Below are 13,676 nucleotides of genomic sequence, written 5' to 3'. Positions count from 1 at the left end.
CAAAAAGTCTCGGGGAGTTCCGATTGGCTATCACGTTGATTTATCTTCATACTGTAAGCAATGGCGCCAACTCCACTCCCCGAACCCCCTGGGTGATTTTGAAAAGTTTTATTATTTATAATAAAAAAAGAAGCTCCGCCTTATTCTATCTTAATGATAAAATAATTTAGAGCTTGATAGTGGGGCAAGTTAGGAAATAATAATGTTAAAAGTAGATATTTTAAAACCTAATTTTTTCCACCAGTCAGGGCAAAGAACCGGCAAGCCGATTTTTCCGGGAAGAATTTTTTCCGCACGTGCTTCAAGTTTACGCAATTCTCCATTTTGACTAATGTGTTCATGGCAGCAAATTCCTTTAGTATAACCGGCTTTGTGCTTACAACGATCATTAAGAATCTGTGAAATTCTAAGATGATTCAACAAATCACGGAAGAGATTTGCTACCTCAATGCTAAAAGTTTGATATACTATAGTTTCACCTTTTCTCACGCCAGTTAAGTATATTTTTACCTTCTGCCCATGTTTTAACTGATTTACATCAATTTCTACTCCTAGTTTTTTCATAATATCCTCCCCTTGTTAGATATAAAATGAACATAAAAGCCAATAATAATATTTATCATTAATTTAATAATTAGTCAATATGAAAATAGGAAAAAAAGACCTAGGTAAATCGCAAATAGAATTGACGGTTGAACTTACGGCCGAAGAATTTAAGCCGTATGTTTTGCGCGGCGCGGAAAAAGTTTCGCTTGATGTGAAAATTGAAGGCTTTCGCCCGGGCAAGGCGCCCTATGAAATTTTAAAAAATAAAATCGGCGAAATGACGATTTTAGAAGAAGGCGCGCGCATCGCCATTGATAAAACTTTGGATAAAGTTATTAAAGAAAACGTTACCGGCCAAATCGTCGGCCAGCCGCAGGTTAATATCACTAAATTAGCGCCGGACAATCCCATGGAATATAAAATGGTTTTAACCATGCTGCCGGAAGTTAAGCTCGGGAGTTATAAAGATTTAAAGATTAAAGAGGTTAAATCCGAAATAAAAGATGAAGAAGCGGAAAAGCTAATTTCCGAATTGCGCGAGATGCGCGCCAGCGAAGTAATATCTGAATTAGAAATTAAGGACGGCGACCGGGTGATTATGGATATCGGAATATTTATAGATAAAGTGCCGGTTGAAGGCGGCCAGGGCAAAGGCGCCGGCTTAATTGTCGGTAAGAATTATATTATTCCCGGCTTTGATAAAAAAATAGTTGGCGCGAAAAAAGGCGACACGAGAGAATTCAGCCTGCCTTATCCGGCCGATTATCATGATAAAAATTTAGCCGGTAAAATGGCTGAATTTAAAGTAACTGTTAAAGAAGTTTATAACCGGATTTTGCCGGAAGTAAACGAAGACATGGCTAAAGGCTTTGGCCTAAAAAGTGTCGAAGAATTAAAAAATAATATTAAAAAAAGCCTGCTGGCGGAAAAAGAACAGAAAGAAAAGCAGAAGAGCGAAGCTACCATGCTCGATAAAATTATTGGCGCTTCAAAATTCGGCGATATTCCCGAGACTCTGATTAAGCACGAAGCCGAGGTTATGATTTCCGAGCTCGAATATAACGTTAAAAATCAGGGCGCGAAATTTGAAGATTATCTAATGCATTTAAAAAAAACGCGCGAGCAGATAATGCTTGAATTAATGCCGGACGCGGTTAAAAGAGTTAAGGTATCTTTGGTTATCAGAGAGATAGGTAATGCGGAAAAAATTTCGGTCAGCCACGAAGAAATTCATAAAGCGATTGACGATATTCTAAAGCAGTATAAAGGCAATGAGACCATAATTGAGCGGGTTAAAAGCCACGCTTATCATGATTATGTAGAAAATAATTTGACCGGTAAAAAGGTAGTGGAGAAGTTAAGAGAGTGGAATATTGCCAAGCAAAATGACATTTAAAATTTATGCCCGTACTAGCCTTTAACAAACGAGCCAATTTTGATTATGATATCCAAGAAACTTATGAGGCCGGCTTGGTCTTATTAGGCTATGAAGTTAAGTCCATTAAAACCGGGCATGTAAGCTTAAAGGGCGGTTATGTTACTTTTAAAAAAAGCAAAAATAAAAATTTACCCGAAGCTCATTTGATCAACGCCCATATTCCTTTATATAAATTCGCCGGTGCCAGGCCTGATTATGACCCGACCAGGTCGAGAAAGTTGCTTTTAAAAAAGAAAGAAATCGCCTATTTATTAGGGAAAAAAGACGAACAAGGCTTGACATTGGTGCCGATAAAAATATATACTAAGCATAGTTTTATTAAACTTGAATTCGGGATCGGCAAAGGCAGAAAAAAGTTTGATAAACGCGAAGTAATTAAAAAACGCGAGCTTGACAGAAGCCTTAGAACCTTAACAAAACAAAGTTTTAGAAGATAGAAAATTTAATAAGAGGGGATGCCAGGCGTCGATAATAAAATTTTCTTAAAACATTCAGAAGTGCTCATCAGGGGCGCCACTTTAAACCGCGCCTGTAAACAAAATAAGCGTCAAAAACTTATTCAGCAAAGCGACATTTTCTTGGAAAATGCCGGCCTTTGCAACTGTTGCCGCTTAATAGCCGCAACCATCCGCCCGGCCGCTGCCTAGGCGCCGGATACGGGTGTTATATTTTAGGATCGAATAGCCGGTTGCTTTAGCCGGTTATTTTAAAAAATTAAAGCTGGCTAGCGCCGATTTTGCTCGATTTTTACGGTGTTAGCGAGAAAACAAATCGATCTAATCTGTAAATATGTTTTAAGAAATTTATTAGACAGGGGTTCAATTCCCCTCATCTCCACTGCTAACGCCCGGGTGGCGAAACTGGTATACGCAAGAGACTTAAAATCTCTCGGAGGCAACTCCGTGCGGGTTCGATTCCCGCCCCGGGCACCAGAGAATAATTTTACAATTTGCAATTTATGTTTTGCTTATAGTTTTGCCAAGCGGGCTTGCCCGCCGAAGCGAAGCGTAGGCGGGTATAGTACAATGGTTAGTACGTCAGGTTGCCAATCTGAATATACGGGTTCGATTCCCGTTACCCGCTCAGACTTTACCGCAAAAAGCATGGCTAAAAGCCTTGTTTTTTGTTTATTAAAATTGACTTCTCGCCAATTTTATAATATAATTGGCGTATAATTAAGTTTATCAATTACTAATGCGTCGAGTATATCGCAGGCCAAAACCAGACTTTGAGGAAAAAAGATTCCGGGTTAATCAGCAAATCCGCGTGCCGGTGGTTTTTGTAATTGATGAAAACGGCGAGAGCATCGGCGAAATGCCAATCGGCAAGGCCTTAGTCATGGCCGAACAGGCTGGCATGGATGTAGTTGAAGTTAATCCTAAAATACAGCCGCCGGTAGTTAAAATCATGGATTACGGGCAATTTAAATACAAAAAAGAGAAAGAGGCGCAAAAACAAAAAGTTAAGCAGAAAAAGGTGGAAATAAAAGGCATCAGGCTGTCGGTTAGAATCAGTCAGCATGATTTTGATTTTAGGTTTGAACAAGCCAAGAAGTTTCTAGAAAGAGGCGATAAATTAAAGCTGGAATTAATCTTAAAAGGGCGGGAACGCCAGCATCCGGAAAAGGCCGAGGAAACTATGAAAAAATTTTATCAGCAGTTGAAATCCACGCCCGGTTTAAATATGGAAATAGAGCAGGGCTTGACAAAACAGGGAGGAAGGTTTAATATAATATTGATAAATAAGCAATAATCAAGAATACGAAAATCAGGTATTTCACCTGTTTTTTGTTTAAAAGCCTTTGAAAACTTTTTTAGAAAAAGTTTTCAATACTTTCCCCCTAACGGGGATAAACAAAAAATATAATGTATCAAATAAAATTTTATAGCGAGCAAAGCTCTACGGCCATAAAATTTTATTTGATATTAAATTAAATATGCCGAAAATAAAAACCCACAAAGCTACTGCTAAACGGTTTAAAGTAACTAAAAATGAAAAGATTTTAAAGAGGAAGGCCGGTCAAGATCATTTTAACGCGCGCGAGTCAGGCAAGGTTAAAAGAAATAAGCGCCGAGATATTTCCATTTCCCATACCGAAGCCAGAGTAATTAAACAATTAATGCCATACAATTATGCCAAGAGTTAAGAGAGCAATAACACATCTTAAAAAAAGAAGGAATTTACTTAAAAAAGCCAAAGGCTATAAATGGGGCAGAAAGAATTTAATGCGCGCCGCCTCGACAGCCGTGGTTAAGGCCGGGGTTCGCTCTTATATTGATCGCCGCTTAAAAAAGCGGGATAATCGGGCCTTATGGCAGATAAAAATCAGCGCTTTCGCCAAAGAGCATGGTTTGTCGTATTCAAAATTAATCCATCTTTTAAAAATTAATCAGATTGAAATAAACAGAAAAATTTTAGCCGATTTAGCGGTTAATCATAAAAATACTTTGGCTAAAATTTTAGAACAGATAAAAAAATAATGAGAAATTTACAAATAGTACAAATTATCATAGCGGCTTTATTGATGCTGGCGATTCTTTCGCAGAATCGCGGGGCCGGATTGTCTGGTGTTTTTGGCGGTTCAGGGAATATTTATCGCACTAAAAGAGGCGTAGAAAAAAAATTATTCATCGCAACTATAATTTTAGCCGTTTTATTTTTATCGGTCTCTTTAGCCGTTATTTTATTGTATAAGGGCTAAATTATCAAACAACAAGTCTATTATACTCAAGGAGGTTATTTTTAATTCATAAATAGTTCCGCCGGCTGGAAGCGGTTAAGCCAATCAGCGGCCAAACATTATTTAAAGTGAACTCATTAAGAGACAAAATAGTCCAATTTTTTAGCAAAGTTAAAAATTTTGTTTTTAATTTTGGCGGCTTGGTTAAAGGTTTCAAAAATATTTTTCAACGCGGCCAAGCGCAGGCGGAATTGGATAAAAAATTAGTTTTTTCTCTGGCTAAATCAAGGTGGCCTAGTTTTAAGCAGCTTAAGTATATTAAAAAATACTTAAGTCCTGTCGAGCGATTGGCAGTCGGCGCTTGTCTGGTGATTATTATTTTTAGCTCGGTATTTTTAGCCGCCAGATTTTATAAAACGCATTTGCGAATTGTTCCGGTCGCGGGCGGTGATTACATTGAAGGCGCTATCGGCTCAATAAAATATATTAATCCTTTGTATTCAGGCTCAAGCGATCTTGACAGTGATATCGCCGAGTTAGTTTATTCTTCATTGTTTAAAAGAAATGTTAATGCCGAGCTGGTTAATGATTTAGCCGAGGCGTATGAAGTAAGCCAAGACGGTAAAATTTACACCATAAAAATTAGATCAGACGCGGTTTGGCATAATGGCAGCCCTTTAACCGTTGATGACGTAGTCTTTACTTTTGAAGCTATAAAAAATATTAAGTATAAGTCTCCTTCGCGAACGGTTTTTACCGGCGTGGAAGTTGCTAAAGTTGACGATAAAACCATTAAATTTAATTTAACCGAGCCTTACGCGGCCTTTTTGGATTTATTGAATTTTGGCATTCTGCCTCAAGAGCTTTGGCAGCAAATTGAACCGATTTCAGCCAGTTTGGCTGAATTAAATTTAAAACCGGTTGGATCAGGTAGATATAAATTTAAATCATTGGTAAAAGATAAATCCGGCAATATCAGAACTTATATTTTAGCCCGCAATGAAAGTTATTACGGCTCGAAAGCTTATATTAATACCATCAGCTTTAAACTTTTTGGCAATTTACAAGAAATTATTTCGGCTTTGAACAATAATTTGATTGAAGGGATTAGTTATTTGCCGGAGCAAAATAAAAACCAAGTGGTAGCGCAAGATTCTTTAAATTTTTATAATCTTAATTTGCCGAAACTTTCAGCCGTATTTTTTAATGCGAAGTCTAATCTGGCCTTAGCCGATAAAAAGGTGCGCCAAGCTTTAGCTTATGCTATTGATAAAAATAATTTAGTTGATGAAATTATGGCCGGAAACGCTCGCGTTATTGACGGGCCGATATTGCCTAATAGTTTTGCCTATAATAATGAGATTAAAAAATATGACTATAATACGGCGACATCAAGCCGTTTATTGGCTGAAGCCGGCTGGAAAATTACAGAATTGACAGCTGAAGATATTGCTAAAGCCAAGGCGGATTTAACTGATAAAGATGAAGTTGTAAAAAAACAAGCTGAAGCTAAAATAAAAATGGGCGCTGGCAAATGGTTGATGAAAGACAATAATTATCTAGCCGTAACTTTAACTACGGTGAATAATCAGGAGTACGGCCAAGCGGCTAAACTAATTGCTAAATTTTGGCGGGACATCAACATAAAAATTGAAGTTAATTTAGTGCCGGCCAATCAGATTCAAATTGATGTTATTAAATCAAGAAATTTTAGCGCTTTAATTTACGGAGAAATAACCGGCGCCGATCCTGATCCTTATGCTTTTTGGCATTCTTCGCAGATCGGCCAGTCCGGTTTAAATATCGCCGATTATTCTAATAAAGAAGTTGATAAATTATTGGAAGACGGGCGTTTAAGTTCCGGTCTAGAAGCACGCCAGGAAAAATATAAAAAGTTCCAAGAGATCATCGTTGAAGATGAGCCGGCGATATTTCTCTATAGCCCTAATTATACTTACGTTCAATCAAAAAAAATCAAAGGCTTCAGCACTAAAAGCATTGTTTTGCCGAGCGATCGTTTCGGCGGTGTCGGCCAGTGGTATATAAATACGGGCAAAACAATTATTTGGTAGAAGTTATAACACCCCGCCACTTTTCAACCTGGGGATATGGTGGAATTGGTAGACGCGCTAGCTTCAGGAGCTAGTGGCAGAAATGCCGTGAGAGTTCGAGTCTCTCTATCCCCACATGAGCAATCCCGTGTCCCGCTTTCCTTTTCTGCCCCGAGGGAAGCACCGAGGAGCTTCAAGTCCTCTTTCCGGCACATTTATTAAAAAACTTTGCTATTTTTATAATGGCAATTAACAAATATATGATTACAAAATATAAACCAAGAAATAGAAGACAGCCAATGGTTGTCTCTAAAACCGGCGCAGGTTTAGCGCCTAGGCGCTTCGATTCCGCCGGAGTAAAAACCGCGGCTTTCGGGCCGGCGGAAAATAAATTGAAGGTCATTGTTTTGGGCGGGCTTGAAGAAGTCGGCCGCAATATGACCGTGTTTGAGTATAACAAAGAAATTATTATTGTTGACATGGGCATGCAGTTTCCGGAAGAAGATATGCCGGGCATTGACTACATTATTCCTAACGTGGATTATCTAGATAATAAAAAGGACTGGATAAAAGGCGTAATCATTACCCATGCTCACATGGATCATATTGGCGGTATTCCTCATTTGATGGGCAGGTTAGGCAACCCGAATATGTTTATGGGCAAATTAACCGCCGGCATAGTCAAAAAGAGAATTGAGGAATTCGGTAAATGCCCTAAACTGAATATCCAAGAAATAAATGAAGATTCAAAGTTGCAGCTGGGCAAGAATTTTCGCGTGGAAATTTTAAGGGTAAATCATTCCATTCCTGATTGTTTTGCCATTATTATTCATACGCCCTTAGGCACGGTTATTCATTCCGGAGATTTTAAGATAGATTATTCACCGGTCAACGATAAGCCGGCGGATCTAAACCGCATCGCGCAAATTGGCGGCGCGGGCGTTTTGCTTTTGCTGTCAGATTCAACCGATTCCACGCATCCCGGCTATCAAATTTCCGAATCTTCCATCGGCGATGAAATGGGAAAAATTTTTGAGAAACTTGAGGGCCGGATAATCATCGGCACTTTTGCTTCGCAGTTAAGCCGCGTGCAAAAACTTTTTGATTTGGCGGAAAAATTCGGCCGCCGGATAAGCCTGCAGGGCAGAAGCATGAATGATAACGTGGAAATAGCCCATCAAATCGGTTATCTTAAGTTTAATCCAAAAATTTTAGTGGAAGATCGCGAATTAGACCGTTTGCCCGGCAATAAAGTTATTATTATTGGCACGGGCGCGCAGGGCGAAAGCAATGCTTTTTTAACGCGCGTAGTCAATAATGAACATCGCAGCATAAATTTAAAAGCCGGAGATACGGTAATTTTTTCTTCCTCGGTTATTCCGGGGAATGAAAGAAGCATCCAGACTTTAATGGATATGATGGTTCGGCAGGGGGCCAAGGTAATTAACTATGAAATGATGGATGTGCATGCCGGCGGCCATGCTAAGCAAGAAGATTTAAAGTTAATGATGCGCTTGATTAAACCTGAATATTTTATGCCGATTGAGGGCAATCATTATATGTTGCGTGCTCACGCTGAATTGGCTGAGCAGGTTGGAATTCCCAAAGATAAAATATTCGTGGCTGATAACGGCCAGATTATTGAATTTCATAAAGCGATTGGCGGCGAAGTCTTAGGCAAACTTACTAAAGATAAAGTTTTAACTGATTATGTTATGGTTGACGGCTTAGGCGTGGGCGATGTTTCCAATATCGTCTTGCGCGATCGCCGAGTTATGGCCGAAGACGGCATGATTGTGATTATCGCCACGATTGACGTTAAGACCGGCGATACTATCGGCAACCCGGATATTATTTCGCGCGGATTTGTTTACATGAAAGAAAATAAAGAATTAATCCAAAAAACCAGGATGAAAGTCAAAAAAATCGTTAAAGACCATAATCCGCGCACGCCGGCGGATGATGATTATGTTAAAAATAAAATCAGAAATGATGTCGGCCAATTTTTATTCTCGCAGACTAAGCGCCGGCCCATGGTTTTACCGGTGGTGATAAAGGTGTAAAAATAACGATTATTATTTATAAAAAGAAGGCAAAGAACCAGGCCTTCTTTTTTGCGTTCGGCGATTGACTAAAAACGGTTTAAATGTTAGTATAATGGTGTTATTTAATTTATTTTAATTAGCAATTATATCACTAGAAATTTTAAGAAAATATCAGTAAATTCGCTGATATTTTTAATAAATTTATTGATATTTTTAAAGAGGTTATTAACCGCTTTTTTTGTTAATCTGGCCTTTAAGCCGGTTTTAGCTGTTTTAAGATTTATATTTTATAAAGTGTTGGTTAGATTATATCTGTTTTATTTTTCAACCATAAAACGGCTTGGTCTGGCTGACAAAATTAAAAATAAATCATCGGCCTTTTTTGTTAATCAAAAATTGATTCATGTAGTTGTCGGCGCTTTAACTATATTTTTTATTGTTTTTAATTTGACGCAAAAAACCCAAGCGGTGGCGCCGGATGAAGTCGCCGGAAAAACTTTTTTATCAGAAATAATATCAAGCGAATTCGGCGAAAATGATGAGTTGATAGAGGAATATTTTGACGAGCAGGCGGCCATCACTCCGGTGCAGCAGACTTATTTAGATAATTTAACGGCTTTTAAGCCCCAGCCCATGGCCGAGATGACGGTGCCGGAAGACGGCGTTTTTGATACTGAAGATTTAACGCAGGGCGGCGATGCTATCAGAAAGCCGGACTTAGCGGCTACCAGCAAGACGGTGCGCCCGAGGGAAGGGATTGTTGATTATATAGTGCAGGCCGGCGACTCGGTTAGCACTATTGCCGCCAGTTTTGGGGTTAGCGTCAACACTATTTTATGGGAAAATGATCTTAACGCCTATAGTTTAATCAGGCCGGGCAATAAATTGGCGATTTTGCCGATGAGCGGAATAGCCCATAAAGTCGTGCGCGGCGATACTTTGGGCACAGTTGCTTCCAAATACGGGGTAGAAGCTAATACGATTTTGGAAACTAATAAATTAGCCAGCGCGGAGATGCTGTCTGTCGGCCAAAAATTAATTATTCCCGGAGGCAAAAAAACTTATTACGCTTCAAGCCGATCGTCCGGCAACACTTCCGCCGTTTCTCTTATTAAAGATTTGCTTAAGCCGCAAGATCTTAGGTCAACGGCCAGCAATAAATTGGCCTGGCCAACGGTTGGGGCGCGAATTACGCAATATTTTTCCTGGAGGCATCATGCCGTAGATATAGCCAATAAGACCGGTACGCCGATTTATGCCTGTGACACCGGCGTAGTTGAAGTAGCCGGTTGGGGTACTGGTTATGGCAACCAGATTGTGGTTGATCACGGCGGAGGCAGAAAGTCGCGCTATGGCCATTTGTCAAAATTCTATGTTAAGAAAGGCGAAGCCGTTAAGAAAGGCGAAGTTATCGGTTTAATGGGTTCAACCGGCAATTCAACCGGACCGCATTTGCATTTTGAATATATTATTAATGGCATAAAGTATAATCCGTTGAATTATTTAAAATAAAACTTTAAAAACTTTTTCAAAAAAAGTTTTCCCCCTCCGGGGATAAATAATATTTTCAAAAAATATAAGGTATCAAATAAAAAATTTATAGCGAGCAAAGCTCTACGGCCATAAATTTTTTATTTGATTATATAAGATTATGCATATTTTGCTTGGTTTTATTATTTTGGCGATCGGCGCTTTAATTGTAATTAAATCAGAGGCCATGCTAAATGCTTTCGGCAGAATAGAATTTTTTGAGCGCAAGCTCGGCAGCGAGGGCGGTTCAAGGCTGGGTTATAAATTATTAGGCCTAATAGCTATTTTTATAGGCACATTAATTATGACTAATTTGATTGGCGGATTTATGGAATGGGTATTATCGCCGATTTTACGGTATAACCAGCCACGATAATTTTAGGGGCTGATAGCTCAGCTGGTAGAGCACCGCGTTTGCAACGCGGGGGTCTGGGGTTCGAATCCCCATCAGTCCACTTATAATAATTTACGATTTCACGGCTGGTTTAAAGCCGTGATTTTATTTGCTTTATCTATTTTCTTGTGATGTAATATTAGTATGGAAAAACAAGCTAAAAAAGGAAAATTCATGATTATTGACGGCAACGCGCTGATCCATCGCAGTTTTCACGCTTTGCCGCCCTTAACCACTAAAACAGGGGAAATCGTCAACGCGGTTTACGGTTTTACGGCCGTATTAATCAAGGCTTTACGCGAGTTTAAGCCCGAGTACGTGGCTTTGACTTTAGACAGAAAAGAAAAAACTTTCCGTCATGAGCAATTTAAGGATTATAAAGCCACCCGGGTAAAAGCGCCGGACGAATTATACGCGCAAATTCCCCGAGTTAAGGAAATCGCCAGAAGTTTTAATATCCCGATTTATGAATTGGCCGGTTTTGAGGCCGATGACTTAATCGGTACTTTAGCCAATAAAGTTGACGGCGAAGTAGAGAAAATTATTGTTACCGGCGATATGGATACCATGCAGTTAATTAATGATCATACCAAGGTTTTTACCATGAAGCGCGGTTTAACCGACTCTATGGTTTACGACGGGAAAGCGGTTCGCGAAAGATACGGGCTAGAGCCTGATCAAATGATTGATTTTAAGGCTTTGCGCGGCGATCCGTCTGACAACATTCCCGGAGTAAAAGGTATTGGTGAAAAAACCGCTACCGAACTGTTGCAAAAATTTAAAACTTTGGATGGAGTTTATAAAAATATAGATTCAGGTAAAATCAGAGACCGGGTGCGCGGATTGCTTGTTCAATATAAAGATAATGCTTTTATGAGCAAGGATCTGGCCACCATAAAATGCGACGTTAAAATTGAGTTCGATTTAACCGAGGCGCGCTTCGGGCAGTTTGACCGGGAAAAGTTAGCCAAGCTGTTTAATGAGCTGGATTTTCGTTCGCTTTTGCCAAGGCTCCAAGATTTAGCTCAAGGCGCGGAAAAGCGCTTAGCGAAAAGCGATGATTATGAGCGAATAGATAAGTTTAAAAGAAATTTGGAATTATTTGAATATGAATTAATTGATAACGATAAAAAATTTGCTAAATTTTTAAAAAAATTGCAAGCGCAAAAAGAGTTTGCTTTTGATACGGAAACAGCTAATTTTAATCCGGTAACGGCCGAATTATTAGGCATAAGTTTCAGTTGGCAGGCCGGCGAAGCGTATTATTTAGAAGTAAAAAGCAAAAAGTTAAAAGTGAAAAGCGATTTGTTTAATTATAATAAAAACGATAATCAGGCAGATAATCTGTGGCTGGAAAAATTAAAGCCCATCTTTGAAAACGAGAAAATAAAAAAATACGGTCATAATATTAAATTTGATATTGAGGTAATGGCTAGTTTAGGTATAAAGGTTAAGGGTGTGGCCGCCGATTCTATGGTGGCGTCGTATCTTTTAAACCCCGGCAGCCGCCAGCATAATTTAGACGCGGTGACTTTTAGCGAATTGAGCCATCAGAAAATAACTAAAGACGATTTGTTGGGCAAGGGCCGTGAGAAAATCAGCTTTGCCGAGGTGGCGGTTGAAAAATTATATAATTATTCCTGCGAGGACGCTGATTTTACCAATCGCTTAATTAAAAAATTATTGCCGGAGTTGAAAAAGCAGAAATTAATTAAATTATTTAATGAAATTGAAATGCCGCTGGTTTTAGTTTTGGCCGTAATGGAAACTAACGGCATAAAAATTAGTCAGGAATTTTTGGCCGCGATGAGCAAGGCGGTAGATAAAAAAATCAGCCGTTTAACAAAAAAAATACATGAATTAGCCGGCCAGGAATTTAATATAAATTCAACTCAGCAATTAAGAGAAATTTTATTTGAAAAATTAGCCATACCGGCCATGGGGATTTCTAAAAATAAAACCGGTCTGTCTACCGGCGCCGATGAATTATTTAAGCTTAAAGGCCAGCATCCGATAATTGATTTAATCCAGGAATACCGCGAGGTGGTAAAGCTGTCCACCACTTATATTGAAGCTTTGCCAAAGCTGGTAAATCTGAAAACCGGTCGATTGCATACCAGCTTCAATCAAACCGTTACTGCCACCGGCCGGCTGTCTTCAACCGAACCCAATATGCAAAATATACCGATTCGCACCGAACTGGGGCGGGAAATTCGCAAAGCTTTTATCGCGGAAAGGGGTTATAAATTATTAAGCCTGGATTATTCGCAAATTGAATTAAGGCTGGCCGCGCATATGTCGGGCGATAAAAAGATGATACAGGCTTTTAACCAGGGTGAAGATATTCATACGGCCACGGCCGCGGAAATTAATCAGGTAGCATTAAGCGAAGTGACGCCGGAAATGAGGCGGGAGGCCAAAGCGGTTAATTTTGGCATTTTATACGGCCAAGGGCCGCATGGCTTAGCGCAAGGCGCGGCTATTCCTTACGCGCGGGCCAAAGAGTTTATTGATAAGTATTTCGTAGTCTATAAAGGCGTAAAAAAATTCGTGGATAGTACCATTGAAATGGCCAGGGATAAAGGTTATACTGAAACTCTGTTTCAAAGGCGCCGGATTTTACCGGAAATAAATTCTTCGGTTATTCAGATTAGAAAAGGGGCTGAGCGCATGGCCATTAATACGCCTTTGCAAGGCACGGCCGCGGATATTATAAAAGTAGCCATGATCAGAATTCAGGAGTTGATAGGAAAAAATTATCAGGCCGATGAGATTAAGATGCTTTTACAAGTGCACGACGAATTGGTGTTTGAAGTTAAAGATAGTTTAGTTAAAAAAACAGCGGTTGAAATTAAGGAGATTATGGAAAATGTCCTGAAATTAAAAGTTCCGCTGGGCGTGGACGCGAGCATAGGAGATAATTGGGGAGAGATGGATAAAATTTAAAATTTAAGAATGTGAAGATTTAAAATGAAATTTAAAAATAAAAAAA

General features: G+C 39.3%; 12 protein-coding genes, 4 tRNA genes and 1 other RNA gene. 16 read left to right on the top strand and 1 reads right to left on the bottom strand.

The window, feature by feature from the left end; genetic code table 11:
• Positions 1-189: 189 nt before the first annotated feature.
• Positions 190-564 carry a hypothetical protein gene (locus WC639_01545; protein ID MFA6306472.1) on the bottom strand — a complete coding sequence of 125 codons (375 nt, stop codon included), beginning with the start codon at positions 562-564 and terminating at the stop codon, positions 190-192.
• A 79-nt stretch (positions 565-643) separates the two neighbouring features.
• Here WC639_01545 and tig point away from each other — a divergent pair, with 79 nt between their 5' ends.
• The 16 genes from tig (at position 644) to polA (ending at position 13,630) form a co-directional block, all read left to right on the top strand.
• The gene (gene tig, locus WC639_01540) at positions 644-1,942 is read left to right on the top strand and encodes a trigger factor (GenBank protein MFA6306471.1); all 1,299 of its coding nucleotides are present in this window, start codon (positions 644-646) and stop codon (positions 1,940-1,942) included.
• Between the two features lie 5 nt (positions 1,943-1,947).
• Positions 1,948-2,421 carry an SsrA-binding protein SmpB gene (gene smpB, locus WC639_01535; GenBank protein MFA6306470.1) on the top strand — a complete coding sequence of 158 codons (474 nt, stop codon included), beginning with the start codon at positions 1,948-1,950 and terminating at the stop codon, positions 2,419-2,421.
• Positions 2,422-2,435: 14 nt separating this feature from the next.
• Positions 2,436-2,824: a transfer-messenger RNA gene (ssrA, locus tag WC639_01530) on the top strand.
• Positions 2,825-2,829: 5 nt separating this feature from the next.
• Positions 2,830-2,916, top strand: a tRNA-Leu gene (locus WC639_01525).
• A gap of 79 nt (positions 2,917-2,995) precedes the next feature.
• Positions 2,996-3,067 (top strand) — tRNA-Gly (locus tag WC639_01520).
• A 111-nt stretch (positions 3,068-3,178) separates the two neighbouring features.
• On the top strand, positions 3,179-3,736 hold the full coding sequence (infC, locus tag WC639_01515; protein MFA6306469.1) for a translation initiation factor IF-3: 558 nt from the start codon (positions 3,179-3,181) through the stop codon (positions 3,734-3,736).
• A 184-nt stretch (positions 3,737-3,920) separates the two neighbouring features.
• Positions 3,921-4,130: a 50S ribosomal protein L35 gene (rpmI, locus tag WC639_01510; protein MFA6306468.1), complete on the top strand. Its 210-nt coding sequence runs from the start codon at positions 3,921-3,923 to the stop codon at positions 4,128-4,130.
• Positions 4,117-4,464, top strand: a complete 348-nt coding sequence (gene rplT / locus WC639_01505; protein ID MFA6306467.1) for a 50S ribosomal protein L20 — start codon at positions 4,117-4,119, stop codon at positions 4,462-4,464. Before rpmI ends, rplT begins: the two co-directional genes overlap by 14 nt.
• On the top strand, positions 4,464-4,685 hold the full coding sequence (secG, locus tag WC639_01500; protein ID MFA6306466.1) for a preprotein translocase subunit SecG: 222 nt from the start codon (positions 4,464-4,466) through the stop codon (positions 4,683-4,685). The genes rplT and secG overlap by 1 nt, the downstream gene beginning before the upstream one ends.
• Positions 4,686-4,792: 107 nt before the next feature.
• On the top strand, positions 4,793-6,736 hold the full coding sequence (locus WC639_01495; protein MFA6306465.1) for an ABC transporter substrate-binding protein: 1,944 nt from the start codon (positions 4,793-4,795) through the stop codon (positions 6,734-6,736).
• Between the two features lie 30 nt (positions 6,737-6,766).
• A tRNA-Leu gene (locus WC639_01490) sits at positions 6,767-6,850 on the top strand.
• Positions 6,851-6,975: 125 nt separating this feature from the next.
• Positions 6,976-8,778, top strand: coding sequence for a ribonuclease J (locus WC639_01485; GenBank protein MFA6306464.1), 1,803 nt, complete (start codon positions 6,976-6,978; stop codon positions 8,776-8,778).
• Positions 8,779-8,964: 186 nt separating this feature from the next.
• Positions 8,965-10,272 (top strand): M23 family metallopeptidase, encoded by a 1,308-nt coding sequence (locus tag WC639_01480; GenBank protein MFA6306463.1) that lies wholly within the window; start codon positions 8,965-8,967, stop codon positions 10,270-10,272.
• A 139-nt stretch (positions 10,273-10,411) separates the two neighbouring features.
• Complete coding sequence (locus WC639_01475) at positions 10,412-10,666, top strand: hypothetical protein (GenBank protein ID MFA6306462.1); 255 nt, start codon at positions 10,412-10,414, stop codon at positions 10,664-10,666.
• Positions 10,667-10,672: 6 nt separating this feature from the next.
• Positions 10,673-10,745: transfer RNA gene (locus tag WC639_01470), tRNA-Ala, on the top strand.
• A gap of 83 nt (positions 10,746-10,828) precedes the next feature.
• Positions 10,829-13,630 (top strand): DNA polymerase I, encoded by a 2,802-nt coding sequence (polA, locus tag WC639_01465; GenBank protein MFA6306461.1) that lies wholly within the window; start codon positions 10,829-10,831, stop codon positions 13,628-13,630.
• Positions 13,631-13,676: the final 46 nt, after the last annotated feature.

Source organism: Patescibacteria group bacterium, from assembly GCA_041662965.1.
In the GTDB taxonomy this organism is placed as follows: domain Bacteria; phylum Patescibacteriota; class Patescibacteriia; order Patescibacteriales; family GWC2-42-12; genus JACPHD01.
Note: the sequence above shows the minus strand (reverse complement) of the source record. Positions and strands in the feature narration are given on the sequence as shown.

Excerpts from the sequence above, each read along its gene's own strand:
- polA (MFA6306461.1), top strand. The coding sequence starts at position 10,829 with ATGGAAAAACAAGCTAAAAAAGGAAAATTCATGATTATTGACGGCAAC.
- WC639_01545 (MFA6306472.1), bottom strand. The coding sequence starts at position 564 with ATGAAAAAACTAGGAGTAGAAATTGATGTAAATCAGTTAAAACATGGG.
- rplT (MFA6306467.1), top strand. The coding sequence starts at position 4,117 with ATGCCAAGAGTTAAGAGAGCAATAACACATCTTAAAAAAAGAAGGAAT.
- WC639_01485 (MFA6306464.1), top strand. The coding sequence starts at position 6,976 with ATGATTACAAAATATAAACCAAGAAATAGAAGACAGCCAATGGTTGTC.
- smpB (MFA6306470.1), top strand. The coding sequence starts at position 1,948 with ATGCCCGTACTAGCCTTTAACAAACGAGCCAATTTTGATTATGATATC.
- tig (MFA6306471.1), top strand. The coding sequence starts at position 644 with ATGAAAATAGGAAAAAAAGACCTAGGTAAATCGCAAATAGAATTGACG.
- rpmI (MFA6306468.1), top strand. The coding sequence starts at position 3,921 with ATGCCGAAAATAAAAACCCACAAAGCTACTGCTAAACGGTTTAAAGTA.
- secG (MFA6306466.1), top strand. The coding sequence starts at position 4,464 with ATGAGAAATTTACAAATAGTACAAATTATCATAGCGGCTTTATTGATG.
- infC (MFA6306469.1), top strand. The coding sequence starts at position 3,179 with ATGCGTCGAGTATATCGCAGGCCAAAACCAGACTTTGAGGAAAAAAGA.
- WC639_01475 (MFA6306462.1), top strand. The coding sequence starts at position 10,412 with ATGCATATTTTGCTTGGTTTTATTATTTTGGCGATCGGCGCTTTAATT.